The sequence below is a fragment of the Varibaculum massiliense genome, from assembly GCF_900106855.1.
GTDB classification, from domain to species: Bacteria; Actinomycetota; Actinomycetes; order Actinomycetales; family Actinomycetaceae; genus Varibaculum; species Varibaculum massiliense.
Window position 1 is genome coordinate 762,757 of record NZ_FNWI01000004.1, and the last position, 26,306, is coordinate 789,062.

Here is a 26,306-nt window from a genome sequence, read left to right on the forward strand (position 1 = left end):
TTCCCGCGCAGATTAGGGTGGTTTCCGAGAGAGGGAAGCCGCCCGGGGCTTTGGCGGTTAACAGACACTATAATGTGACAGATTGTCCTACAAAGTAAGTTTTACCTAATTTTTTCCAATATTTTTAGCCGTTAACCTTAACTTTTAACTCAAATTTGCAACCTCTATACTCGCTTTAGCTCTTTACTTTTTCTCTCCTCTCTTTTGCTGCTCTCTGATTTTTAATCCCCTAGTGCTGGTCGTATTCTTTTCATGTATTTAACCAAGGAGATTGCCCAGTAATGACAACTGAATCGAAAACAGCAGTAAAAGAACTAACTATTCGCGGCGTAATTATCGGGGGAATCATCACCTTAATTTTCACGGCCGCGAACGTTTATTTAGGGCTAAAAGTGGGACTGACTTTTGCCACCTCGATTCCGGCGGCAGTTATTTCCATGGCGATCCTACGGTACTTCAAAGATCATACTGTCCAAGAAAATAACATCGTACAGACCATTGCTTCGGCGGCCGGCACGTTATCGGCAATCATTTTCGTGCTACCGGGCCTAATCATGGTGGGCTGGTGGACCGGCTTCCCTTATTGGACGACCGCTGCCCTGTGTGCACTAGGCGGCATCTTGGGGGTTACCTACTCTATCCCCTTACGGCGCGCCCTCATAACCGGTTCTGACCTCGCTTTTCCCGAGGGCGTAGCAGCAGCAGAAGTCTTAAAAGTAGGCGACACCAGTGAAGGCGCCGCCGATAATCGCCGCGGCCTACACGTGATTGTTTGGGGAGCGATTACCTCGGCCTTCTTTTCCCTGCTCACCAACCTAAAAATCGCGCTCTCCAGCGTGACCACCGCTTTCAAAGTTGGAGCTGGGGGAACCATGGTAGGTACCAGCCTTTCCTTGGCGCTCATCGGAATCGGCCACCTGGTCGGTCTGGGCGTGGGCATCGCCATGGTGTGCGGCATGGTCATCAGTTACGGGGTGCTGCTCCCCTACTTTTCTTCCGGTCAGCTGGGCAGTGGAGATATTGCCGAGGGCGTGCAAGGAATCTTTGCTTCCGACGTGCGTTTCGTAGGCGCCGGGACAATCGCCGTCGCCGCTATCTGGACGTTCCTGAAAATAATCGGTCCAGTTATCCGGGGAATGCGCGAATCTCTGGCTGCATCCCGTAGACGTAAATCGGGGGTGGAAGTACCCGCGCAAGAGCGTGACCTTTCCCCCGCCTGGGTCGTGGGTATCACCTTAGCTTTGATGCTTCCCATTGGGGTACTGCTCTGGTTGTTCCTAAAGGGCACTCCGTTGGAACACCACACCAGTGGACTCATTTTCCTATCTATCCTGTTCATTTTGGCTCTCGGGTTAGCGGTCGCCAGCGTCTGCGGGTATATGGCGGGACTAATTGGAGCCTCTAACAGTCCGGTTTCTGGAGTGGGAATCCTAGTCGCAATTTTGACCGCTCTAGTGATCAAAGCGGTTGTTCCCGCTGGTAGTAACCCTAAGACCCTAGTGGCTTACACCTTATTTACGGCGGCTATCATCTTCGGTATCGCCACTATTTCTAATGACAACCTCCAAGATCTAAAAACCGGGCAATTAGTAAAGTCCACCCCTTGGAAACAGCAGGTAGCCTTAATTATCGGGGTGATTTTTGGTTCTCTGGTTATTCCCCCGGTACTTCACCTGATGAATAATGCCTTTGGATTCCAAGGAGCCCCGGGAGCCGGTAAGAATGCGCTGGCCGCGCCGCAAGCATCCCTGATTTCGGAACTTACCAAGGGGGTATTCGGGGGCGATATTGACTGGAGCCTGCTAGGACTCGGATCGTTGATTGGAGTCGCCATCATCTTGATTGATGAGATTCTAAAGCGCACCACTTCCCGCTACTCGCTGCCTCCGATTGCAGTGGGGATGGGAATGTACCTGCCTATTACCCTGACTATTCTGATTCCGATTGGTGCTACCTGCGGGGTTCTCTTTAACCGTTGGGCGAAAACTCGGAAGAATCCGGAGGCCGCCTCCCGGATGGGAACTTTGCTCGCCACCGGTTTGATCGTAGGCGAGAGTCTGTGGGGCGTGATTTATGCCGCGATTGTGGGCACTACCGGCAGTGAGGAGCCTCTGGCTATTGTGCCTGATTCCTGGTCGGGAATGTCCTCCCTATTGGGGCTAGTTATCTTCGTTGCTTTAGCCGCCTGGGGATACCGCCGCGCAAAGCAGCAGGCCGAGGCTTAAAATCAATCAAATTGATGACGCTAGAGGAGAATCAAATCCCTCTTTACCCGCACGCAACTGACTGACGTTGGTGCGCGGAGGATTGGTTTTTCCTCCCGCCCAAGAATTCGGAAAACGTAGCGACGTTTTCCGAATTCTTATGCCCACCGCGCCTGCTCGGATAAAACCAATCCCCCGCGCGGCCTAGAGCCAGCGACCAGGGAACTGCACTACGCTGGCCTGCGGCTCCACCAGCTTCACCAGGTCACGATGTTCTATTCCAGCATCCAGGTACGGGTCGCGGGAAGTAACTAGCCGGTAACCAAGCTTTTGATAGAACCCGATAACTGGCACTTGGGCTGCGATTTGTAGTAGCAGCGTCCCGCCACCCTCGGAATTCGCCCAGCTGCTAAGCGCTAAACGTTCGGCGCCGAGTACCAGTTCTTTACCGTTACCGCACCCGCGGGCTGCGGGAAGTACGGCGAAACGTCCTAAATTCCCGGTTATAGTGTCCCGCGGTAACTGAGGAAACATTTCTGCGAGGTCGGCGGGAATCCCGATTTTCGGTGGGGTAATCCGTCCGGCAGCGATAGTGCCGGAGGCATCTTCACCTAAAAGGTGGATGGTTCCCTTAGCAAAGTCGATATCGTCTATTTCTAGGTCAAGGGAGATTCCTTGTTCCAGGTGGAAAACCGCGAGGCGGGTTGCAAAAATATCGAGAATATCGCCCGCGCTTTCAGCTCGGCGTATTTGCATAGCGGTGCTCATATCTTTAAGGATATTTATTTTTTGCGGCTATGGGGAATTTCCGAGGGAAACTTCCGAGGATGACTTCCAGATGGCTCTCGCTTAGCCCTGGCGGTAACTAACCCCCATCATAGAGCGCGGGTAATGCCATTTGAGCACCCCGGGAGGGGCTACTGCCAGGCAGGTACCGCATTCCAGGCAGGCCGCATATTCGATATCCACTGAGCCGTCCTCGCGAGCAGAATAGACGTGAGCAGGACAAACGCGCTCTAAAAGTTTTCCGGCACCCGTGGCTTTCGCTAATTCTTGGTCGATAGCTATATGGGATTCTTCTTCGTCTACTTCGTAAATATTGGCGGTAAGTCTCTCAGATACGCTTTCGGGAAGATATTCAGTCATCTTAAATCGACCTCACTGCTTGTAAACCGAGCTTCACTAGGCGGCGCATACTGAGCGGAGATTTCTTCAACGCCGCCCGCACCACCGGTAACAGACGCTGTCGCGGGGTAGTGTCCAGGTTATAGATCCCGTGGAGGGTATCGGCCGCGAGCTCACCTAGCTGACCATACAGTTCCTGATTATGTAGGAACTGGGGAGCCCGCGCGAAAGTTTCCGTATCTTTGCCTACGAAAGACGTCTGGTAGTTTTCCAGATATTTACTTAACGAGGACGCGCTAAAGTTTTCCGCTCTGAGCGCGGTATCAATGGCGTTGGCGGCAGCCTGGGCAGATCCGGCCGCTAAGTCCATTCCCCGAATCGTGAACCCAGTGTTGAGGGTAAACCCAGCGGCGTCCCCGATTAGCACCAGTCCATCGTGAACCAAGCCGTGTTGCATAGTCTTTCCGCCTTCGGCTACCAGGTGACAGCCATATTCAATCAGCTTTCCTCCGCGGAGGAACGGCTCGATAAAGGGATGCTTTAAGAAATGATCATGCAGGTCAGAAGAGGGTAACTGTTTTTTCTTCAGGTCGTCTAACATCGCCACAATCCCGACAGAAACCGAGTCCCGGTTGGTGTACAGGAAACCGCCGCCGGCTACCCCCTGAGTGCAGTCCCCCACCATTTGATAGGCGGCGCCCTCACCTTCCTGCAGATTGAAGCGCTCTTTAACCGTTTCTTCCCCCAAATGGATAACGGATTTTACCCCCACCCCCAGGTGACTAAGGGGTTCTTGCGGGCGAATCCCGGCATATTGCGCCAGGAAAGAATTAACTCCGTCAGCTGCCACGATCACTTTGCCGTACACGGTGTCTTCTCCGGCGCGTACCCCGCAGAACTTCCCGTCCTCACGCACCAGTTCATCAACTTTCATACCCGGCATAATGGTGGCACCGGCCTCTTCTGCCTGTTCCGCCAACCAGGGGTCAAGTTTGGCGCGCAAAACGCTCACAGCGTTAACTGGTTCTGCTAGGCGCTGATCCCAATACTCCAGGTTGACCGCAGACTTCGGGTTCAGGAACGACAAAATGTTCTTGGTAATTTTCCGTTCAAGGGGCGCTTTTTCAATAAAGTCCGGGAAAATCTGGTTCATTACCTGGCAGTAAAACACCCCGCCAGAGAGGTTCTTAGCCCCCACTTCCGAGCCGCGCTCAATCAATAAGACCTCGTGCCCCTCTTTTGCTAATAGGTAGGCACATACCGTTCCGGCGACGCCGCCGCCTACGATAATGACATCGAAATCGTATTCCACGCTCATGTTTTATCTAGCTGCCTCCACTGGGCGGATTACCTGCTTCAGAATCTCTACCTTATCGCAGTTCGCAGCGGGCAATAATGAGGCGGGCGCGATACCCGTTAGACTTTCCTCAGAGGTTAGGAGGGCGATGAGCGGGCAGCAGGCAGCTAACGAGCAGCATCAGCGGGCTAAGCGACGCGAAAAACCGTGCGAGAAAAGTGACCGTCCAGGTCGCCGCCGCACAAAAGCCTTAAATAACCCTCCTGCAAAGATCAACTTTCCCGAGGAGCTTCCAGTTAGTGCGCGGCGGCAAGAAATCGCCGAAGCTATCGCCAACCACCAGGTGGTAGTAGTTTCCGGGGAAACTGGTTCCGGGAAAACTACGCAGTTGCCAAAAATCTGTTTAGAGCTAGGCAGAGGACGCGGCGCCCTCATCGGACACACCCAGCCGCGCCGGATTGCTGCCCGCTCGGTTGCTACCCGGATTGCCCACGAGCTGGGAGAAGACCTGGGGAAGACCATCGGGTTCCAGGTGCGATTCACGGACGTGGTCTCTAGCAAAACCATGGTCAAGTTGATGACGGATGGGATTCTACTAGCGGAAATCCGCACCGATCCCCTGCTGAAACGCTATGACACAATCATCGTGGATGAAGCCCACGAACGCTCCCTGAATATTGATTTTATTTTGGGGTATTTGGCGCGCCTACTGCCTCGCCGCCCCGATCTGAAAGTCATTATCACCTCGGCAACTATTGATTCTCAGCGCTTTGCCGAGCATTTTTCCCGCCCCGGTTCCCCGGTGCCAATTATTGAGGTTTCGGGGCGCACCTACCCGGTTCAAGTGCTTTATCGCCCTCTAGATGGCTCCGATAGCGGGGATGAGGACGCAGAGGACGCTGAGGAACCCTTCGAAGAAAACCGTAAGCACTTCTCTAATCAGCCAAAAGAGGGAGCCGCCCGCGGTGAAATAAAAGACCAAACCGAGGGGATCTGCCAGGCAGTTGAGGAACTCTTTGCTTGCGGTCCCGGCGATATTTTGGTGTTTTTGCCAGGCGAGCGGGATATTCGGGACACCGAGGCCGCCCTCGCCGCGCATTTAGGTTCCCGGTACGTGCGCGCCGGGGAACGCTCAAACACCCCGGGAGCAGTAGAAATCTTGCCGCTATTTGCCCGGCTATCCCCGGCCGAACAGCAACGAGTCTTCGCCCCGCACCCTTATCCGCGAATCGTACTTGCCACCAATGTGGCAGAAACTTCCCTAACCGTGCCCGGAATAAAATACGTGATCGATCCCGGTCTGGCCCGGATTTCTCGCTATTCCCAGCGCACCAAAGTGCAGCGCCTACCTATTGAAGAAGTTTCGCAAGCCAGTGCCCGACAGCGGGCGGGGCGTTGTGGACGGATTAGCGACGGGATTTGTATCCGGCTGTATTCGGAAGAGAATTTCCTGGCACGTCCCCGTTTTACCGAACCAGAAATTTTGCGCACCTCCTTGGCGGCAGTGATTTTGGCGATGGCCTCGTTAAACCTGGGGAAAGTCGCCAATTTTCCCTTTATCGATGCGCCGGATTCGCGGCAAGTCCGGGACGGGGAACAGCTGCTTTACGAACTGGGTGCTCTTTCGGAGCGGGGCGAAAACGCCGAGGGCTACCGCCTCACCAAGCTGGGCAAACGCCTTGCGAAGCTGCCGATTGATCCGCGTCTGGCGCGGATGCTGCTAGAGGCTGACCGGCGCGGCTGCGTATCGGAGGCGCTAGTAATAGTTTCAGCGCTTTCGATGCAAGATGTACGTCTGCGCCCTCTAGAACACCAAGAAGCCGCTGATCAAGCTCATTCGCGTTTCCTGAACCCCAGCTCCGATTTCTTGACTTACCTGAATCTTTGGCGCTACCTGCGCACCCAATCCCGCGATCTATCCGGGAGTGCTTTTCGGAGAATGTGTCAGCGCGAATTTCTGCATTACCTGCGTACTCGGGAATGGCAAGATCTCACCGGCCAACTGCGGCAACTATTAAAAGAGCTGGGAATTAGCGCACGTCCCTTGGCGAAACCGTCCCGCTCCACCTACCAGATAGATCCGCAGTCTCGCGAACTGATTGCGACCTGCCAAAACCTCACCTCAAAATATTCTGACACGGATGCTATTCATCGGTCCCTACTGGTGGGAATGCTTTCGGGGATTGGCAACTGGGATCAGCGCGCCAAACAGTACCTGGCTCCGCGCGGCGCTCGCTTCACCATCTGGCCAGGTTCGGGGCTCTCTAACCGCACTTTCGATTGGGTAATGGCTGCCGAACTGGTAGAAACCTCGCGGCTGTTTGCTCGCAACGTTGCCCGGGTTAACCCCGATTGGATTATTCATGCCGGAAAACACCTGGTGAAACGCTCCTATGGGGAGCCGTATTGGTCAAGTAGAAAAGGCACGGCGCTAGTGCCGGAACGGGTCACCCTCTACGGACTCACGATTGCCGCGGAGGTGCCAGTTCCCCTGTCTAGGCTGGGAAATAAAGCGATACCAGCGCTATCGCCGGCGGCAAGCAAACTGGATCTGCCTGGCGAGCAGACCCCGCAAACCGCCCGAGAGTGGGCGCGTGCCCTCTTTATTGCTAATGCCCTGGTCAAAGGGGATGCCCCCTTGAACTATCCCTTCTTGAAACGCAATGAAAAGATGCTGGAGCGCGCCCGGGAAGTTGAGCAACGCACCCGCCAGGCGGGAATAATTGCCGGCGAGGACGCTTTAGCGGCTTTCTTCGCTGCCCGCTTGGGCAAAGAGGTAACCAACCCGGGAACTTTCGCCGCCTGGTTCAAGCGGCAAGATGACCCCCATTTATTGGATTACCCCGAGGACGTGGTGCTCACCCCCGCTGCCACCCAAAAAGCACCCCGCAACTATTCCAGTGGTAAAGCCGCGGATCATTCGATTGGGGGTAGAACTGATTTGGCCGGCAAACTTACCCGGCTGTCTCGCGCCGGGTTCCCCGATCGCTGGATAGGAACAGATTTTAGTTTGCCCCTGCAGTATCACTTTGCCCCCGGTAAGGAAGAAGATGGGATTACCTGCCAGGTTAGCTTGGAGCAATTGCCGTACCTTAATCCGCAAGAGTTTCAATGGACAGTACCGGGGCTCTGGTCAGAGCTGTTCACCGCGCTGATTCGAGCGCTACCCAAAACAGTGCGCCGCCAGTTAGTTCCTGCCCCGCAGGTGGCTGCGGAAGTCAGCGCGTGGATTGAGCGCGAACTGACCAACCCCACGGCTGCTACTGGTGCCGCCGAAAGCCGCGAGCCCACCCCGGTGCAGATTAAGCAAGAGGAAGCATTGCAGGCTTCCCTGGGGCGCCTGGCGGCATGGGCAGGGATTGAAAAAAACGATAAAAATGCTCCTAACAGCGAAAATCAGCCTAAAGTTCCAGGGAATGAAGGCAGCGCGAAGCATGCTCCAGGTGCTCCAAAGAGCGCGGACCGCAGAGAAAAAGAGAACGCTCCAGGGACAGGCGCCAATGCACCCGCAGCGGCGGATACCCCTAAACATCCTGGGCATCACGGTCTGACGGAAGTTTCGCCTAAGAAGAAGCAAACTGCCCCCTCGCGCCCGCTGGCTTCGCTGCTCATCGCGGCTCTCGATCAGCTGCGCGCCGTGGAAGTAACCGAGCAAGACTTTTCCCAGGCAGTCACGGCTCTGCCTGTGCATTTGCGGATTCGCTTTGCGCTTCGGATAGGGAAAGAACAGATATATTCTCGCGACCTCGAAAAACTGCAAAAGCGTTATGGAAAGATAGGACGCGCTGCCCGCAAGCAAGTAATTCGCGATGCGCTTTCGCAGGTGAGCAAATCCGAAAGGGATAAGAAAAACTCGACACCTTCGAAAACTACCCGGAGCAGCGGCGAAACCACTAAAGCCAGCAGGCAGCGTTTTCCGGAAACAGATTTTTCTTCTTCTTGGCCACAGATACGCGGAAAAGCGGCAGTTTTACCTGCCCAAACAGACACCTCCCCAGCGGAGGTTAGCAGCCACGAGTTCCCAGGCTTACTACCGCAGCGCCTGCCGCGGCCTTTCGGATTATCGCTACTGTCTGGCCCGCAAAAAAACCGCTACGAAAACCTGGGTTCCGCCCACAAAAACAACGAAAACAACAATCAGCAGGATTCGGCTTCTCCGGTTTTCCCGGTGCGAGTGGCGCGCTTTGAGAACTTGCAGCAGGCTCAACGCTCCCACCACTTTGGGGTTACCTACCTGCTTTGCTCCCAGCTCTACCTGCCGCCTGGGCGAATTTCTACCCGTTGGCCAGCACATTTAGCGCTAAACCTAGCGGCACTGCCCTACGCAAAAGCGACTCTACTTTCAGAGCTACAGCTGGTTGCCACCTGGCGTTGCCTAGCCCAAGCAAAAGTCGATACCTGGACGGTTCGAGATTCTTCGGCTTTGCGACAGCTGGCTACAGATTTCCGCGACCGTTTCGAGGACGAGATTTACACCCTCGCCGGAAAAATTGGGGAAGTTGGCGCCAGCTACCGAGAGGTATCAGCCGCGCTCTCTGGGCATTTCCCGCTCAGCGCTTTAAGCGAAGTTACCCAGGTGCGCTCCCAGCTATCGCAGCTAATCTACCCGGGTTTCCTGTGGGATTTATGCGAGGGAGCCGAAGATTTAGGGCGTTACCTGCAGGCGATAGCTACCCGCCTAGAAAAAGCGCACCAGGGGCAAAACAGCGGGAGCCACCAAGAAGAACAGGCTTTAGCAATCTGGGAAGACGCGCGCGAAAAGCTGGAAAACCGGGAAAGCCTAGCCGCAGATCCTGCTGCGGTAGCGTCCTTAATCCATGGGCGCTGGCTAGTGGAAGAACTGCGGGTTTCGCTATTTGCCCAACCCTTAGGTACGCGGGAGCGGGTATCCCTCAAGCGCCTAAGCAAACTCCTAAAAGACCCTACGCCCTAGCTTTACTTTTCCTTTAGGCTTTCAATACGTTCCAAAATGACTCCCCCCAGTAGCAAAATAACCCCGGTTTCTACCCGGAAAAGAATTTGGATCAAGGTTCCCAAGCCAGGTAGTACCGTATGCAGCAGAGGATTATAGTTATAAGCATTAGGGATGCTGGCAACCCACGGGCCAATAAGCGGGGCGAAAAGTCCGCCGATAAACACCACAATCCCCAGCACAATCAGGGTTGTTCCATTGAGGTTAACGATTTTATTTATCAACACTGATATCTCCATATTTCAAGCAAAAAGAATTAATTCTTTGCGCCTTGCTGCCGAGTATATTGTCTATTCTCGAATCTGCCGGATCCATATCTACATATTTTTCACTATCACGATCCGCCGAGTAGTCTTCCTGGATAATGTTTTTTAACGAAGGCGCTATTCCCTTTGGAAGATCACGCTTTTTCTGCACATAATCAACCACAATCGCAGATATGTCTTGCGAACAAGAAATCGTGGGGTCAGCATTTTCAACTGGACCAGTAGCGGAGAATTTCAAGTCATCCTTTCCACAAATTTTTGCCCCCTCAGGGAAAAGAGCAGGTTCATAAAGCAGATACCAATTCTTACCGGCACATTCTCTCCTGGTTTCTCCCTTTATCTCCGCCCACATTGCATGAGACACTCCCAAAGATTTAGTGTTTTTTGAGTTTTTAAAGGAAAACAGTAGTTCCCCTTTTTCTGATAAACACTCAAGCCCTTTAATCGGTAGGGGATTCCCGAATTCTGCCATCAAATCGTATCTCTGTTTGCATTGTGGGTTTTTATTTGAAGCACTGTTCAGCCGCCCTGTCACCTGTTGGGCGGTAAGGCTGGAAACCGCTCTCTTGGCTATTGCTTTCGACTGCGACTGCGCTCCACATCCACCCAGTGAAAATAATCCGATTAGTAACAGCAAAACCACATATCTTCTACCAATCATGGAAAATTCCTACTGCCACCAAATACTTGAACCAACCCCAAATCGCATTGGCTTAACTTTTACTGCTTTTATCGATAGCACATTTCCCCAAGGTACTTTCCCGCTGCCATGCTGTCCTGCCTGCAAACCATACCAACGTTCCTGTCTTTTTGCGTTATACCCTCTGCCACTTACAGCTGCTTCTCCGTGAGAAACCCACCTTAAACCCCATCGGTAATATATTTTTAAGCCCGGAGCGCCCCAGGTTCCGTAGTTAGCTTTACAAGTAGGTCGAGTTCCCCAAGCTGCAGTGCAAGTAGAAGTTTTAGACCATTGCATTTGAGGAGACCCATCAGCCGTTACTTTTTCGACTGGCAGATTGAGAGCTTCTGGATCCGCAACTGTAATCCCATCCTCAACTATTTGCTGTTTTATCGAAGAGTCTTCTCCTGAATCTGCAGCTGCAGCGCTAGAAGCCTCGAAAACTGAAATAAGAAACATGGCGCACATTATGCTAATTATTTTTTTGAACACTTTTTACCTCCTTTAGGAATAGTTGTTCTAACCAGTTTAAAATACAACCTGATACACATGATATCAATACTTTTTTAATAGATAATAGATAATTAATGTTTTAAATAGTTTCTGCACGGCATTGGCAAAATGGTCAGATATCTGCCACGCTCACGCGCAGACCACAAATTTCTGGAACCTTATGTTTCAAAAAGGCGCTGGAGCTATTCACCACGCGAATACTAAAATTGCCGCTGCTACCAGGGTGATTAGCGCGCCGATCCCTAAGCCTATCGCCACTCCGCCTACGATTTCTTTCGCCGCACTGCGGCGGGGAGCAGGCGCACCCTGATGGGGGGATGACTTCGGCAGGTTCTCGGCAAAACCGGGACTGTTCTCCCAAACGTCTAAAGTTTGTTCGTTTGCTGACTCCGCCTGCTCCCGCGGCGGCGAGAATTCCCCAGGAGATCCCGCTCCTGCCCCGATAGCCTCCTCGGCATTGACCATAATTGCTGGCGGTAAAGTTACCGGGTGCCAGGCGGGAGCCGCCGGTTCCACCTGCCCGCGGGCGGTCTGCCCCGACTGGGTTTCGTCCTCATCGTGGGCGGGAATAATCGGTTTCGCCGAAGCCAAGGAAGTCTTAGCGTCTGCTGGGGAAATCCGCACTACATCTGCTAAAGGTTGCGGCGGTGGAGGCTCCTTTAATACCGGCAGGGCATCAAGAGGACGCACCTGGTCAACTACTGACTTTAAGAGGGCGTGGGTCTGGGCAGCGCTGGGGCGCACCGAAGTCTCTTTCGCCAGCATTTGGGTGATCACATTCCACAGGGAACTGGGAATTCCCGGCAGCATCCCCGGCATATCGTAGAACTGATGCTCTAATACTTCCCCTACCGTCCCTCTAAAAGGGGTGATCCCGCAGAGTAACTCGTAAAGAATCATTCCCAGGGAATAAATATCAGTTTTTGAGCTGACTCCTTTGCCTTCAATCATTTCGGGAGCCATATAGTAGGGGGTTCCAGAACGCTTCGTAGTCTGGATTTCGTAGCGAGGATCAATCCATCTGGCTAAACCAAAATCCGCGATTTTGGGCACCAGGTAGCCCCCTTGTCGTTTCAATAAAATATTGGAGGGCTTCAAATCGCGATGCACAATCCCGGCGTGATGAATCGGAGACAGACCAGCGGCAATCCCCATGCAATAGTAGACGGCATCTAAAGGCAGCAGCGTACCCCGCTTTTTCAGCAGCTCCCCCAAATCCCCACCATCGGTATATTCCATAATGATCGCCATATATTCTGGAGTTTGCACCAGATCATAAACTTCCACGATGTTTTGATGCCGCACCCCGGTAACCAGATCTTTTTCCATACGAAAACGCTGCGCAATCCCGGGTTTAATTGCTAACTTAGAACGCAAAATTTTAGCGGCGTAAACATTTCCGCGGGAATCGGCGACCTTCCACACTTCCCCCATGGTGCCCGACCCTAAGGCTTTGAGCAGACGATAACCAGCAATATTTAAGGGAGGCTGAGGGGAATACTGCCGTAATGAGCTCTCCGGATTTCCGGAAGCAGAGGAAGTGCGTCCAGCATAGGAATGAGCCGTCCGATAATTATCCATACGCCCCCTGCAACTCGTTCAAAAATCTTCCGTCATCTAGTTTAAGGGTTTAGTAAAACAAATCCCGCGTCATCCGGGGGACTAATTTTCATAATTTCTGCAAATTTTTCTAAGTTCCCGCAGATAATCGGGGTGGTGACGCGGAGAGCCGCCCCGGTAAGTCCAAGTAAAGATATTTTCTGTGCGAAAATCACGGGAACATTTAGAACAGGCCAAAACCCGAGTAGGAGTGCGGAAACGCTCGACGCGGTGACCAGCTTTGCACACCCCAACCCAAGGGGCAGGGAGGGAGGGAGCATCCGGGGCGACTGTCCGCTGGGCGCGTCCTCCTAGAGCCTTTACCGCTTGTTGCCAGCGCCGCCCATGTCCTGCCCGCGGCCCTACCTGGGCGTGCGCCACCTCGTGTAAAACTACTTCCCGAGCGGCGCCAGCACCATAGAGCGGCAGCAGGTAGCGGGAAAAACTAATGCGTTTGTCCCCAAAATGGCAGGCTCCGGCACGGCGGCGCGCATGATCTAGGGTAACTTCCCAGTCCCGCAAACCGCAGGCATCCAAGGTGCGGCGCGCTAGCGCTAACACCTCGTCCAAGTTGCCTACTTTCAAAAAATCCATCCAAAACCATAAACTAGGGCTGTTCCCCTTGAATCGTACCGGAGGAAAACTCCTAAATGACAACCTCACCTCCCGCACCACCAACGGTGTCCGCGCGGCGCGAAATTACCCGGCAAAAATTATTCGCGGCTGCCCGGGAACTATTCGCCAAAGAAGGACTAGGGAAAACCGGGGTGAAAACCCTGTGTGAAGCTGCCGGTTTTTCCCGGGGAGCTTTTTACTCAAACTTCCCTGACTTTTCTGAATTCTTACGCCAATACGTCCACGGCGAGTTCACGCAGGTCTCCAGACAACTATCACGGGCACATTCCCTGATTAACCAGGATTTATCCGTAGGAATCGCCGTAGAAGGTAGTTTCTTAACTACCCACTGGCCGTTGATTAGTAAAAGCATCTCCAGCACTATGTTGTTTGAACGTGATTTTGTGTTAACGCTTACCGAACTACGGGTCTACGCTGCACGCAACCGGGATTTTTTACCGTTTTTACGCAAAGAAATACTGGAAATTGAAAAACAACTGGCAGAAATCATCACCAGATGCCTACACACCCAGGGTTTACGTCTGCGAGTAGACCCCTTGGACTGCGCCTTTGTAGTGGTCGCCCTCTGGCAAGCAGACCTGATAAACCGCTCCGGTGGGGTAACTTCCGGACAAGTTGTGCGCCCTTCCAGCAACTTCCTAGAAGTCGCCCTCCCGCGCTGTTTAGCCGGGATGGTTACCAGCGAATAGTCCTGGCGGGAAAGACTAGTGACCCAGGGCGCCAGGGGTAACCGGGGGCAGTGTTGACCAGGGGAAATTAATCCACTTATCGGTATGCTTTAGTACATAGTCGGGTTTAATAATCGACCGGGACTTCACGTAGATACAGGCGCTTCTAGCCTCCGAAACCGTTACCCGCTCGCCCTCCTGCCCTGAGGGAATCCCGCGTTCCCGAATCAGTCGCATCACCAGCTCTAGGGTTTTTCCGGAATCCGCTACGTCATCTACTACCAGTACCCGTTTACCCGAAAGTGCCGAAACGTCCATCAACGGAGGGATTAGCACTGGCTCGGGCAGGGTTTCTTCAATATCGGTGTAGAACTCGACGTTCATAGTCCCAATCGCTTTCAGCCCCAGCGCGTAAGACAGCGCCCCCGCGGGCAACAGCCCGCCACGAGCAACTGCTACTACCAGCTCGGGCATCCACCCGGAATCTACAATATTTTGCGCGATTTGCCGGGTGGCATCCCCGAATCCTTGCCAGGTGAGCACTTCCCGATTTTCAGTATCAGCCATAAAACTAGCCTAGCTATCTTTCGGGAACTTTTTGAAACTGCGAAGGAGATTTTTCCTTTCTTTATCACCCCATCGCCTCTACCTGGGAAAACAGTTTGCCTTCTCCGCTAAAAATCCGCTACCAGCCTTAAACCCCTCCCCCTTTTGCTTTCTTTGCACTAAGCTGAGTAGCCGTGCGCTTCTTAAATGGAATGTCAGCGCCTTATGAGCTGACCTATGACGATGTGTTTATGGTTCCGTCCCGTTCGGCGATTGCCTCCCGCTTTGACGTGGACTTATCTTCTGACGACGGCACCGGCACCACCGTGCCGATTATCGTTGCCAATATGACGGCAGTTGCCGGCAAACGGATGGCGGAAACGGTTTCTCGCCGCGGAGGCCTGGTCACCCTGCCACAAGATGTGCCTGGCGACATTATTGCCAAGACAGTGGCCAAGGTAAAAGCCTGCCACACCGTTTATGACACTCCGGTGGTGCTCGGTCCCCACGACACGGTAGCGGCGGCACTGTCCTTGATTTCTAAGCGCTCCCACCGCGCAATACTGGTAGTTGACGAGGAAAATCATCCCATCGGAGTGGTTCCCGAATCAGCGTTGGCCGGGGTGGATCACTTTGCGCAACTACACACAGTGATGGATACCCATACCCTGCTCTTGCCGGAAGGAATCGGCCCCGAGGACGCTTACCGCCAACTAGCCGAAGAGCACCTAGGGCTGGGCGCGGTAGTCGATGAACGCGGATGCCTGGTAGGGGTAATGACCGCCCCCGGGGCAGTCCGTTCTTCCATCTACACCCCCAACACCGACAAAGACGGCAAACTGCGGGTAGCAGCAGCAGTCGGAATCAACGGTGACGTGGCGGGACGAGCCTGTCAACTGGTTGAAGCGGGCGTGGACGTGCTAGTGGTTGACACCGCCCACGGATATCAAGATAAAACCATTCAAGCCTTGCAGGCAGTGCGCGCCACCGGGGTAGAAGTACCAATCGTTGCCGGAAACGTAGTTACCGCGGACGCGGTGTCAGAATTGGCTGCTGCCGGGGCAGATATTTTGAAGGTTGGAATCGGGCCGGGCGCGATGTGCACCACCCGCATGGCAACCGGCGTGGGTCGCCCCCAATTCTCCGCGGTTCTCGAATGCGCTAGTCGCGCCCACGAACTCGGAAAGCACGTTTGGGCTGATGGAGGCGTGCGGCATCCCCGTGACGTGGCTTTAGCACTAGCGGCCGGAGCTTCTAACGTGATGGTTGGTTCCTGGTTCGCCGGCACTCACGAATCACCTGGTGACATTGTACGTGATGCAGATGGTCGCCCCTATAAAGAAAACTTTGGAATGGCTTCCCGCCGAGCAGTTCGCAACCGTAACGCTACCTCCCGCGGTTTTGAACGCGCCCGTAAAGAACTGTTTGAGGAAGGAATCTCTACCTCGAGGATGTATCTGGATCCTGCCCATCCCGGGGTAGAAAACCTAATCGACCAGATTCTGGCGGGTGTGCGCTCCTCATTCACCTACGCAGGCGCTGCTAACCAGGCAGAATTCCGCGAAAAAGCAATCGTCGGGATTCAAAGTGCTTCCGGATACAAAGAGGGCGCTCCCGTGGAAAGCTCCTGGTAAAAGCAATTTTAGATAAGCGACTACCTAATCAGTTTTCTAATTTCTGACTAATGAAAGGAATCCCCTTGACTCGGGTACTGTTCGTATGTACCGGCAACATCTGCCGTTCAGTCATGGCACAGGCGGTTGCCGCTCAAAAAGCTGAAGAAGAGATACTCGATAATCTGGTTTTTGACTCAGTCGGTGTTTCTGATGAAGAACACGGCAACCCCCCAGATTACCGCGCGGTACACATCCTAGAAGAACACGGTTGGCTGGTTCCCGATCACTATGCCCGTCAGATTAGTCGCGGTGATTTCGAGGATTTCGATCTGGTACTCGCCATGACCAGCGGACATAAACGCGCCCTCACTCGCCTGGCGCAGCGTTGGGGAGCCGATGAAAGCAAAATTCGCCTCTACCGCGAATTCGACCCCGAGGGCAGCCCGGACGATATGGAAGTGCCAGATCCCTGGTATGGCGGGGAGCGCGAGTTCGCCGACACCCTGGAAGTAATCGAGCGGGTAACCCCGATACTCCTAGAAGTCCTCTCCAAAATCTCCTGACCTTTCTCACTGAATGTCCTCAACCTCGATATTTTCTTTTACTTAGCTAGAGGTGGCCGGCGCGGGGGCTAGGTTTCCCTACCACAGCGGGTCTGGCTCGGTAAAAGCACTCCGGGTTCAGCGCGGGGAAGAAGTTTTTCCTCCTGCCCAAAAATTTGGAAAACGTAGCGGCGTTTTCCAAATTTTGCGCCCGCCTAGCCTATTCGGATAAAACTTCTCTCCCGCGCAAGGGCTGCGGCTGGTACGAGAATCCCGAAAGGTACGCAACTAGCGTGCAGGGGCGGATTTATGCCGAGGGGTGGGCTTCGGGCCTTAAATCCGTGAAAATGTCAGAGCATTTTCCGGATTTCGGGGCGCGAGGCAAAATCCGCCTCTGTGCGCGGACGACTGCGGGAGGAAAAACCTAGGCTTCGAGCTCAAGGGGCGACCGTAAAAGATGCGAGAGGGGGCTTGAGCCGAGCGAAGCAAGGCTCACCGACGTCCCCCGAGCGCTTTTACGGCTCGACCCGACACAAGAGGAAAAGCTAATCCCCTTCCCAGGGGGTACGGTTTGCTTAGATTTGAGGTTTAGCGCTTAAAATCGAGGAAACGAAAAGCAATCGATAAGGGAACGCCAATGCCGAAAAAACCAGTCGAGGTTGAGGAGATTATCAATAAGCATTCGGGAGGCTTGCAACGCAACCTCTCGAATCGACATATCCAGTTAATCGCGATTGGTGGGGCCATCGGCACCGGACTGTTTATGGGCTCGGGACGCACCATACACTTGGCAGGACCGTCAGTGCTAGTGGTTTACGCCATTATCGGAGCAGTGTTATACCTGGTGATGCGATGCATGGGGGAACTACTGGTTTCCGATCATAAATATGGCACTTTCGCTGATTTCATAACTGATCTGCTAGGACCAGGCGCCGGTTTCGTAGTGGGATGGACCTATTGGTTATGTTGGATAGTTACCGGGACTGCGGAAGTGATTGCGATTGCCGGTTACTTCAATTTTTGGTGGCCTGATTTGCCGCGGTGGATTCCCGCAATTGGCACCGTGGCGTTATTGTTCTTCCTTAACGCTCTCACGGTAAAGGCATTCGGGGAAACCGAGTTCTGGTTTTCGATGATAAAAATTATTGCGATTATTGCCCTGATTTGCTGCGGAATCGTGATGGTGATTATCGGGTTTACCTCCCCCGATGGTCAACGCGCCACCATCACCAATCTCTGGTCACATCCGGGAGTTACCGGCTCCGGGTTCTTCCCGAACGGTTTTTCGGGATTCCTAGGAGGATTCCAGCTGGCAATCTTTAGTTTCGTAGGAATCGAACTGGTGGGCACCACCGCCGCAGAAACCAAAGATCCGGAAAAATCACTTCCCAAAGCCATTAACTCGATTCCTCTGCGGGTATTACTGTTTTATGTTTTGGCGTTGGCAGCGATTATGTCAGTGACTCCTTGGGATTCTCTCGACCCCGAATCCTCACCCTTTGTAAACTTATTCTCCCTGGTGGGACTGGTCTTTGCAGCTTCGTTAGTGAACCTGGTGGTAATGACTTCGGCAGCTTCATCCTGCAACTCGGGGGTTTATTCCACCTCCCGGATGATGTACGCCATGGCACTGCGCAGTGATGCTCCGAAGATTTTCCGCAAACTTTCCCGCCGCTCCGTACCCCTAAACGCTCTGATTGTTACCTGCCTATTCCTGCTCACCTCCATTGCGTTAATGGCAGTAGGTGGCACGGTGATGGAAGCGTTTACCCTGGTAACTTCGGTGGCAGCGGTGTTGTTTATGTTCGTGTGGGTGATGATAGTGGCCGCCTACGTGGAGTTTCGCCGCCGCCTGCCCCAAAAACATGAAGAGTCAATATTTGCCATGCCAGGCGGATACCTTTCTATCGCGGTAATCAGTGTCTTTATTGTGGCGATGGTGTTCGTCCTAGCCTTCGATCCCGCTACCCTGTATGCCATGTTGGCCAGCCTGCTTTGGATTGCTATCATCGCCGCCATATCCTTCCTGGTGCGCCGCAGTCCTCGTAACGCCAAGATCCGCGCCGAGTTCGCTGACCGTCGCCGCCGGGAACTAGCAGCCGCCCGGCAACACCACGCCAAATAATCCGCCCCCGCAGATCCTAGATTCTCCCTCCTGCATCAAGTCTGGCTCGGTAAAAGCACTCTGTGTAAAGCGCGGGGGAGAAGTTTTTCCTCCTGCCCAAAAATTTGGAAAACGTAGCGGCGTTTTCCAAATTTTGCGCCCACCTAGCCTGCTCGGATAAAACTTCTCCCCCGCGCAAGGGCTGCGGCTGGTACGGGAATCCCGAAAGGTACGCAACTAGCGTGCAGGGGCGGATTTATGCCACAGGACAAACAAAAACTCATTACCGAAAACATCAGATACCCACCAAACAAGCTACCCGATAAATAATCTATTGTTTTCAAGGCGCTGCGATAATAGTTCCCGCTTACGGGTCGCGGCCGGCAAAAGATACGAGAGGGACACGCAAGCCACCAGCATCTTCCTTATTCGGAAACATACCTATTAATCTCTTGAGATAATTCCCTATCCTCGCTTTAGCGAGGAAATCGGGGTCCCCGGAGTGCTTTTGCCGAGCCAGACCCGACGCTGGACGTTAACGGGAGACTTGGGTGGAGCGGGCTTTTAGGCGGCGATAGCGGCAAAGTGCCGCAAAAATGTCTTGGAGACGGGGTGCGACCAGGAACGCTGGATAGCGTCCAGCAGCGAAGGCCTGCCAGCTGGAGGACGCGAACTCGGCTGCGAAACGGGCACAGGCATCTGCAATAGTTTCCTTGCCGGTGGCGTCAGTGACCAAAGCGCGAATCGCATAAGCAATCGCTTCTGCTTGCCCGGGATCCACCACTTGGGCAAGGGCGGAAATATCGATTTCTTCGCGGTTCAAACGCAAAGTAGAAGTGCCTTCCGCGCGAGTCTTTTCGCGCCGCCCCGCTTGGGGAGGTGGGCAAGATAGCAGGAGCCGTTTGCGTACTGCCTCTTGCGGCCAGGGAGCAGCCGCGCTATCCGCGCTGCTTGCTGCGACCTCTCCCCTGCTTACTTCCCGCGCCCTGGCAGTGGCATCGTAGGGAAGGTAGTTTTCGAGCAGTAGCACTTGGTCGGCTAGATCCAGGAAATCTCCCGAGCCTCCCATCACCATAATGGTGGATACTCCCAGGTTTTTCCGGATACCTCCTACCCGATCGATTAGGGGAATAATCGGCTCGCTGCGCACTAGGCGCCGCATCCGGTTATCACGCAACAGTAGGTTGGTGGCGGAGGTATCTTCGTCAATCAGTAGCGCCCGCGAGCCGCACTCTATGGCTTCGGTAATTGCCGCGGCCTGCGAGGTGGATCCCGAGGCATTTTCGGTACAGAACGCGTTAGTGTCACCACCCCCGGGTAAAGAACCGATGAATAGGGAAATATCGGTGCCAGTTATTGCCCGCCCGTCCTCGGCGCGCACTTTTATCGCATCGGACAAAGTGGCAACCAGTTCGCGGCCATCCCCCGGAATATGGGGGTAAACCGCACGTTCCAACGCTTCTAGCAGTGTGGATTTACCGTGATATCCGCCCCCTACAATCACGGTAATCCCTTCGGGAATCGCCATTCCGGAAATTTTCCCGCTATAGGGCAGCTCTACGGTTTGCACCAGGGGCGAGGGCGTGTCCTGACCTAATATCGTAGGCAGGCGGAAAGGCACTGCATCTTTCATCGGTAAATCGCTGATTCCGGAGGCTCGAGCCAACAGCGCGCCGTCAGCCACGAAAGCCACCCACCCGCGCTCATGAAGAATTTTTTGCAGTGCCACATGGTCTTTAAGCGTATGAATATGGCGAGTGAGATCCGCTAAGTCGGGACCGTCATCCTCACCGAAACATACGGTTTTATAGACCAATTCGCACAGGTCATAGTCCAAGAAGCGGGCAAAGTTACGCCCTAAAATTCGCCGCCCTGCCGCTGGAAACGGTACCTGCACCCGTAGTTCCAGCCCGTCTTCACTGAGGGTTACCGAGGAACGCGGCAGAATTTCTTGCCCAACCGGCGCAATCCGCAGTTGTGCCTCAGATTTCCCACCCGAGCGCCTCGCCCCAAAAATTTTGCAGGCTCGCCGCGCCAAGAAATCTCCGGCCGCAATCTGCCCTAGCTGGTCGCGTGCAATTTCAGCGGGAATCTGGGTGGTATCCAGCGGTACTAATATCCGGCAGGCAGAAGGCGGAGCAAAGGGGTCGGACTGCACCCGGTCAATCGAGAAAGTAAAATCCCCGAAACTCCATTGCCCAATTAGTTGCTTATAGCCCCCATAAGAGCGTCCATCTAGTGATTTGGTTTTCCGAATTAGCTCATCTGCATCCCGCATAGTTCCCTATTCTATGACGCACCCTGGTTTGCCTTGTAGACTGGCAAGGTACCCCGAGAAGCAGCTTCCGGGCGTTACCTGGTGGCTGCACGGCGATTTCAGAGGATGAAAGGGATTTTTCGTGACTGACAAGCTGAAACTGGTTGACACTATCCAGGCGATTAACTGGAACGATATTGAAGACGATAAAGATTTGGAAGTTTGGGATCGGCTCACGGGAAACTTCTGGTTGCCGGAAAAGATTCCGCTGTCGAATGATTTACCTTCTTGGAAGACCCTGAAACCGGAAGAACAGTTGATGACCAACCGGGTGTTTACTGGTCTGACCTTGCTAGATACCCTGCAGGGTACGGTAGGCGCGGTTTCGTTGATTCCGGATGCGCGTACCCCACATGAGGAGGCTGTCTACACCAATATCGCCTTTATGGAGAGCGTGCACGCGAAATCGTATTCTTCGATTTTCTCTACTTTGCTGTCCACCACCGAAATTAACGAGTCTTTCCGCTGGAGTGAAGAAAACGAGAACTTGCAGCGTAAAGCGCATATCATCATGAACTACTATCAAGGTGATGATCCGGAAAAACGCAAAGTGGCTTCTACCTTGCTGGAATCTTTCCTGTTCTATTCCGGTTTCTACGCCCCCATGTATTGGTCTGCGCACGCCAAGTTAACTAACACTGCGGATTTGATTCGCTTGATTATCCGGGATGAAGCCGTTCACGGCTACTATATTGGCTATAAATACCAGTTGGCGGTCAACGAGTCTTCCCCCGAGCGGCGCGAAGAGCTCAAGGATTACACTTTTGACCTCTTGTCGGAGCTTTACGATAACGAAGAATCCTATACCGAGGATCTGTACGATCCCCTGGGGCTGACCGAGGATGTAAAGAAGTTCTTGCGTTACAACGCCAATAAAGCCCTGATGAACCTGGGTTATGAGGCATTGTTCCCGGCGGATTCTACCGATGTGAACCCCGCGATTTTGGCGGCACTGTCACCTTCGGCAGATGAAAACCATGACTTCTTCTCCGGTTCGGGTTCTTCCTACGTAATCGGGGAGATTGTCGATACCGAGGACGATGATTGGGACTTCTAAGTTCCTTTCGCTTGGCGAGGACGCTGGCCGGTTTTACAGATCGTGACCTAGCAACCCGACGCCAGAACTAAAGAAAGCTTTTGACCCGCTTGCCTCCGGCAGGCGGGTCAAAAAATTTATCGGCTTAGCCTAAGCACCTGCGCTCACAGCTTCCTTAATAGGGATATCGTAAAGGTATGAGTGATATTCCTACTTACCCACAGCCTCGTCCCGCTTCCCGGGTGCTAGTTACCGGCGCCTCCACCGGTATTGGAGAGGCAACGGTTCGGCAACTGCGCGCCAGCGGCTGGGCGGTAATCGCGGTAGCGCGCCGTCGTGAACGCCTGGAAAAACTAGCGGCGGAAACCGGATGCGAGTTCTTCGCCTGCGATTTAACTGACCGCAATGCCGTTGAGGAAATGGTAGCGGAACTGCTAGCCAAGGGGCCACTGACTGCGGTGGTTAATAACGCTGGGGGCGCTATCGGCACCGATTCGGTAGCGGATGGCAAAGTGGAGGACTGGGAACAGATGTACCAGCGCAACGTGGTTACGGCCTTGAACGTCACCCAAGCTACCCTACCTTCCTTGCGCGAAAACGGCGGTGACCTGCTGTATGTTACTTCTACTGCCGCCCTCGACACCTATCCCGGTGGCGGCGGGTATGTGGCTGCTAAGCACGCCGAACAGATGATTCCTTTGACTTTGCGTCAGGAACTGGTGGGCGAGCGGGTACGCTTAATTGAAATCGCGCCGGGCATGGTGAAAACCCCCGAGTTTTCCCTGAATCGCCTGGGTTCCAGGGAGGCCGCTGAGCAGGTGTATCGCGGAGTTGAGGCTCCTTTGGTTGCCGAGGATATTGCTGACTTAATCAGCTGGTGCCTCTCGCGTCCACCCCACGTGAATATCGATCGGGTAATCATCCGCCCGGTTGCCCAGGCTACCAACACTTTAGTGGCGCGTGATTAGAGCGCTTAGAGCATACAGGATACGCAGCCTTCGACCTCGGTCCCCTGCAGGGCATGCTGACGCAGACGCATATAGTAAAGGGTCTTAATCCCTTTACGCCAAGCGTAAATATAGTTCTTGTTGACCTCGCGGGTAGTGACCGTATCCGGGTAGAACAGCGTCAAGCTGAGTCCTTGATCCACGTGTTGGGTGGCCACCGCATAGGTATCGATAATCTTTTGGGGACCAATCTCGTAGGCGTCCTGGTAATACTCCAGATTGTCGTTATCCATATAGGGAGCCGGATAGTAAACCCGCCCGATCTTGCCTTCTTTACGAATCTCAATCTTGGCCACGATCGGGTGGATCGAGGAAGTGGAGTTATTAATATAGGAAATCGACCCGGTTGGCGGCACCGCCTGTAGATTCTGGTGGTACATTCCGTATTCCCGGACTTTTTCCGCCAGTTTCTTCCAATCTTCGCTGGTAGGTACCTTGATTGACGATTTTTCTAGCAGCTCCCGGCACTTTTCAGTCTGGGGAGTCCAGTCGCCGTTAATGTATTTTTCAAAATACTGCCCGGAATAATATTGGGAGTCCTCGAAGCCTTCAAAGCGTTCCCCGCGCTCTTTCGCAATCTTGCACGAGGCTTTAATCGCTTCGAATGCCACCGTCAGGAAATATATGTTGGTGAAATCCAGGGCTTCTTCACTGCCGTAGAATACCTTTTCTCGCGCTAGGTAGCCGTGCAGGTTCATTTGCCCGAGGCCAATAGCGTGGCTCATACTGTTACCACGCTCGATCGAAGGCACCGCCCGAATATTTGACAGGTCAGATACGCTGGTCAAGCCGCGGATCGCGGTCTCGATGGTGGCAGAAAAGTCCGGAGAATCCATAGTCTTGGCAATATTTAGCGAAGCTAGGTTACAGGAAATATCTTTACCCACCTGCTCATAGGTGAGGTCTTCGTTGAACTCGCTCTTTTCCGAGACCTGCAGGATCTCTGAACACAGGTTGGACATGGAGATCCGTCCCTTGATTGGGTTAGCCCGGTTGACGGTGTCCTCGTAAACAATATAGGGGTAGCCGGATTCGAACTGGATTTCCGCCAGGGTCTGGAAGAAACGGCGCGCGTCAATCTTCTTTTTGCGGATCCGCCCGTCCTCTACCATTTCCCGATAATGTTCGGTGATGGAAATATCGCTCATCGGTTTCCCGTAGACCCGCTCTATATCGTAAGGGCTAAACAGGTACATGGGTTCTTTATTGCGTGCCAGGTGGAAAGTAATATCCGGGATTACTACCCCCAGGGACAGGGATTTAATCCGGATCTTCTCGTCCGCATTTTCCCGCTTGGTGTCCAAGAATTCCATAATGTCAGGGTGGTGGGCATTAAGATAAACCGCCCCGGCACCTTGCCGCGCCCCCAACTGGTTGGCGTAAGAGAACGAATCCTCTAACAGTTTCATTACTGGAACTACCCCGGAGGACTGATTCTCGATTTTCTTAATCGGGGCGCCCGCTTCCCGCAGGTTCGTGAGCGAGAGGGCCACCCCGCCTCCGCGTTTAGAAAGCTGCAGCGCCGAGTTAATCCCGCGCGCAATCGACTCCATATTGTCCTCGATGCGCAGCAAGAAGCAGGAAACCAGCTCCCCGCGAGCTTTCTTGCCCGCATTTAGGAAAGTGGGGGTGGCGGGTTGGAAACGACCAGTCATGATCTCGTCCACTAGGCGCTTGGCGAGCTCTTCGTCCCCGCGAGCCAGATAGAGACCCACCATACATACCCGATCCTCGAAACGCTCCAGGTAGCGTTTACCATCGAAAGTTTTCAAAGTGTAGGAAGTGTAATACTTGAACGCCCCCAGGAAAGTGGGGAAACGGAACTTATAGGCATAAGCCCGCTTAAATAGGTCTTTGACGAACTGGAACTGGTATTGATCTAGGACTTCCTGCTCGTAGTAACCCTCGCTAACCAGGTAACGCATCTTTTCTTCCAGGTCGTGAAAGAACACCGTGTTCTGGTTTACGTGCTGCAAGAAGTATTGGCGCGCAGCCTCTTTATCTGCCCAAAACTGGATTTTTCCCTCTTTATCATACAGGTTCAGCTCCGCGTTTAACGCGTGATAGTCCCGATCGGGGGAGGGCGCGGTTTCTACTCCGGTGTCAGTTAGATTTTCTGCCAAAACTCACTCAGTCCTTTACGGCATACCTCAACATCCTGGGAGGTTCCCAGGAGTTCATACTTGTACATAAATGGGATTTTCAGTTTTTGGGCGAGGATATCACCGGCAATGCAATACGCTTTGCCGAAGTTAGTGTTTCCGCTGGCGATAACCCCTACGCAGTGGTCGCGGTTGCTTTTTTCGTTTAAGAACTTGATTACTTGCTTGGGAACGGCGCCTTTGATATTTCCGCCCCCATAAGTAGGCACCACAATCACATAAGGCTCGTTTACATAAAGGAAGGGGTCGCGAGGGCGCAGCGGAATTCTTTTATTACGAAAACCTAGTTTTTCTACGAAACGTTTGGTGTTACCGGTTGCGGAAGAAAAATAGACCAGCAGAGGCTCCGTATCGCTCACCTTTGACCTACCTTATCGCTCTTGATATTCGCTGTATTGCACAAACGCGCTGTCACCACTGGAGCAGCACCCCACTTCTTAGCGCTAGGCGCCTCGCGCAATTCTTTTTCTTGAGGACGAGACTGCCTTAGGCAGTAGCTACCGCGCGAGCTGCGACTGCTAGTCCCTTGATTTTGTCAGGACGGAACCCGCTCCAAGAATCACCGTCGGCTACCACTACCGGAGCTTGCACGAATCCCAGGGACTTGACGTGTTCGAGTGCCTCTAGATCCTGGCTCATATCAATTTCCGCGTAAGAAATCCCCTGCTTCTTTAAGGCACGCTTAGTCGCATCACACTGCACACAACGGGGCTTAGAGTAAACGGTGATCGACATGCTTCTGCGCTCCTTATTTTCGCTTTCTTCGTCTGCGCTATTCAAAGAATAACATCATTGTAGTTTTTCTGCCGCCAAATTTTAGCGACGGATTAAACACTACACCTAGTAGTTACTTAACGCCAGCACCCCAAGATAGTGTGTTTGGGGATAACCGGTGGAAAGAGGGTGAATTTCTGGGGAAACCCTGCACCCCCAAATAATTAACTCGCTGGACACCCGGCACCTGCCTGCTTTTTAGGTAAATTTTTCCTTCAAGACGATTGGTGAGCGGTTCCA

21 protein-coding genes are annotated in these 26,306 nt (G+C 53.5%); 8 read left to right on the forward strand and 13 right to left on the reverse strand.

Annotated elements, in window-relative coordinates; genetic code table 11:
* The first annotated feature begins 281 nt into the window (after positions 1 to 281).
* A complete protein-coding gene (locus tag BQ5456_RS03440; RefSeq protein WP_071128769.1) occupies positions 282 to 2,225 on the forward strand; it encodes an OPT family oligopeptide transporter in 1,944 nt (647 codons plus the stop codon).
* Between the two features lie 183 nt (positions 2,226 to 2,408).
* Here the strand turns inward: BQ5456_RS03440 and BQ5456_RS03445 are convergent, their stop codons facing one another.
* The 3 genes from BQ5456_RS03445 to BQ5456_RS03455 form a co-directional block, all read right to left on the reverse strand.
* Positions 2,409 to 2,972: a GNAT family N-acetyltransferase gene (locus BQ5456_RS03445; RefSeq protein ID WP_071128770.1), complete on the reverse strand. Its 564-nt coding sequence runs from the start codon at positions 2,970 to 2,972 to the stop codon at positions 2,409 to 2,411.
* A gap of 81 nt (positions 2,973 to 3,053) precedes the next feature.
* Entirely contained in the window at positions 3,054 to 3,350 is a 297-nt protein-coding gene (locus BQ5456_RS03450) for a ferredoxin family protein (protein ID WP_071128771.1), read from the reverse strand.
* Between the two features lies 1 nt (position 3,351).
* Positions 3,352 to 4,647, reverse strand: a complete 1,296-nt coding sequence (locus BQ5456_RS03455; RefSeq protein WP_071128772.1) for an FAD-dependent oxidoreductase — start codon at positions 4,645 to 4,647, stop codon at positions 3,352 to 3,354.
* 91 nt (positions 4,648 to 4,738) lie between these two features.
* On the opposite strand from BQ5456_RS03455, the gene hrpA reads away from it, so the two are divergent.
* Positions 4,739 to 9,559 (forward strand): ATP-dependent RNA helicase HrpA, encoded by a 4,821-nt coding sequence (gene hrpA / locus BQ5456_RS03460; protein ID WP_268872105.1) that lies wholly within the window; start codon positions 4,739 to 4,741, stop codon positions 9,557 to 9,559.
* Positions 9,560 to 9,561: 2 nt separating this feature from the next.
* On the opposite strand, the gene BQ5456_RS03465 is transcribed toward hrpA, so the two are convergent.
* The 5 genes from BQ5456_RS03465 to BQ5456_RS03485 form a co-directional block, all read right to left on the reverse strand.
* Positions 9,562 to 9,825 carry a hypothetical protein gene (locus BQ5456_RS03465; RefSeq protein ID WP_071128773.1) on the reverse strand — a complete coding sequence of 88 codons (264 nt, stop codon included), beginning with the start codon at positions 9,823 to 9,825 and terminating at the stop codon, positions 9,562 to 9,564.
* Positions 9,812 to 10,525, reverse strand: a complete 714-nt coding sequence (locus tag BQ5456_RS03470) for a hypothetical protein (RefSeq protein WP_143037012.1) — start codon at positions 10,523 to 10,525, stop codon at positions 9,812 to 9,814. The genes BQ5456_RS03465 and BQ5456_RS03470 overlap by 14 nt, the downstream gene beginning before the upstream one ends.
* Positions 10,526 to 10,534: 9 nt before the next feature.
* Complete coding sequence (locus BQ5456_RS03475) at positions 10,535 to 11,038, reverse strand: hypothetical protein (protein WP_071128775.1); 504 nt, start codon at positions 11,036 to 11,038, stop codon at positions 10,535 to 10,537.
* A gap of 207 nt (positions 11,039 to 11,245) precedes the next feature.
* Positions 11,246 to 12,640, reverse strand: coding sequence for a serine/threonine-protein kinase (locus BQ5456_RS03480; protein ID WP_071128776.1), 1,395 nt, complete (start codon positions 12,638 to 12,640; stop codon positions 11,246 to 11,248).
* Positions 12,641 to 12,721: 81 nt separating this feature from the next.
* The gene (locus BQ5456_RS03485) at positions 12,722 to 13,252 is read right to left on the reverse strand and encodes a SprT-like domain-containing protein (protein WP_071128777.1); all 531 of its coding nucleotides are present in this window, start codon (positions 13,250 to 13,252) and stop codon (positions 12,722 to 12,724) included.
* 56 nt (positions 13,253 to 13,308) lie between these two features.
* On the opposite strand from BQ5456_RS03485, the gene BQ5456_RS03490 reads away from it, so the two are divergent.
* Positions 13,309 to 13,983: a TetR/AcrR family transcriptional regulator gene (locus BQ5456_RS03490; protein ID WP_071128778.1), complete on the forward strand. Its 675-nt coding sequence runs from the start codon at positions 13,309 to 13,311 to the stop codon at positions 13,981 to 13,983.
* A gap of 15 nt (positions 13,984 to 13,998) precedes the next feature.
* On the opposite strand, the gene BQ5456_RS03495 is transcribed toward BQ5456_RS03490, so the two are convergent.
* Complete coding sequence (locus BQ5456_RS03495) at positions 13,999 to 14,529, reverse strand: phosphoribosyltransferase (RefSeq protein ID WP_071128779.1); 531 nt, start codon at positions 14,527 to 14,529, stop codon at positions 13,999 to 14,001.
* A gap of 173 nt (positions 14,530 to 14,702) precedes the next feature.
* Here BQ5456_RS03495 and BQ5456_RS03500 point away from each other — a divergent pair, with 173 nt between their 5' ends.
* The 3 genes from BQ5456_RS03500 (at position 14,703) to BQ5456_RS03515 (ending at position 18,791) form a co-directional block, all read left to right on the forward strand.
* The gene (locus tag BQ5456_RS03500; RefSeq protein ID WP_083378331.1) at positions 14,703 to 16,142 is read left to right on the forward strand and encodes a GuaB1 family IMP dehydrogenase-related protein; all 1,440 of its coding nucleotides are present in this window, start codon (positions 14,703 to 14,705) and stop codon (positions 16,140 to 16,142) included.
* 50 nt (positions 16,143 to 16,192) lie between these two features.
* Positions 16,193 to 16,687, forward strand: a complete 495-nt coding sequence (locus BQ5456_RS03505; protein WP_071128780.1) for a low molecular weight protein-tyrosine-phosphatase — start codon at positions 16,193 to 16,195, stop codon at positions 16,685 to 16,687.
* Positions 16,688 to 17,303: 616 nt separating this feature from the next.
* Positions 17,304 to 18,791, forward strand: coding sequence for an amino acid permease (locus tag BQ5456_RS03515; protein ID WP_071128782.1), 1,488 nt, complete (start codon positions 17,304 to 17,306; stop codon positions 18,789 to 18,791).
* Between the two features lie 514 nt (positions 18,792 to 19,305).
* Here the strand turns inward: BQ5456_RS03515 and BQ5456_RS03520 are convergent.
* Entirely contained in the window at positions 19,306 to 21,048 is a 1,743-nt protein-coding gene (locus BQ5456_RS03520; RefSeq protein ID WP_071128783.1) for an ABC-ATPase domain-containing protein, read from the reverse strand.
* A 121-nt stretch (positions 21,049 to 21,169) separates the two neighbouring features.
* On the opposite strand from BQ5456_RS03520, the gene nrdF reads away from it, so the two are divergent.
* Both nrdF and BQ5456_RS03530 read left to right on the forward strand, forming a co-directional pair.
* The gene (gene nrdF, locus BQ5456_RS03525) at positions 21,170 to 22,144 is read left to right on the forward strand and encodes a class 1b ribonucleoside-diphosphate reductase subunit beta (RefSeq protein WP_205407845.1); all 975 of its coding nucleotides are present in this window, start codon (positions 21,170 to 21,172) and stop codon (positions 22,142 to 22,144) included.
* Between the two features lie 176 nt (positions 22,145 to 22,320).
* Positions 22,321 to 23,091 (forward strand): SDR family NAD(P)-dependent oxidoreductase, encoded by a 771-nt coding sequence (locus BQ5456_RS03530; RefSeq protein WP_071128784.1) that lies wholly within the window; start codon positions 22,321 to 22,323, stop codon positions 23,089 to 23,091.
* 5 nt (positions 23,092 to 23,096) lie between these two features.
* On the opposite strand, the gene nrdE is transcribed toward BQ5456_RS03530, so the two are convergent.
* The 3 genes from nrdE to nrdH all read right to left on the reverse strand — a co-directional run bounded on the left by nrdE (position 23,097) and on the right by nrdH (position 26,027).
* On the reverse strand, positions 23,097 to 25,253 hold the full coding sequence (gene nrdE, locus BQ5456_RS03535) for a class 1b ribonucleoside-diphosphate reductase subunit alpha (protein ID WP_071128785.1): 2,157 nt from the start codon (positions 25,251 to 25,253) through the stop codon (positions 23,097 to 23,099).
* Complete coding sequence (gene nrdI, locus BQ5456_RS03540; RefSeq protein ID WP_235858526.1) at positions 25,238 to 25,651, reverse strand: class Ib ribonucleoside-diphosphate reductase assembly flavoprotein NrdI; 414 nt, start codon at positions 25,649 to 25,651, stop codon at positions 25,238 to 25,240. The genes nrdE and nrdI overlap by 16 nt, the downstream gene beginning before the upstream one ends.
* A gap of 127 nt (positions 25,652 to 25,778) precedes the next feature.
* The gene (gene nrdH, locus BQ5456_RS03545) at positions 25,779 to 26,027 is read right to left on the reverse strand and encodes a glutaredoxin-like protein NrdH (RefSeq protein ID WP_071128786.1); all 249 of its coding nucleotides are present in this window, start codon (positions 26,025 to 26,027) and stop codon (positions 25,779 to 25,781) included.
* Positions 26,028 to 26,306: the final 279 nt, after the last annotated feature.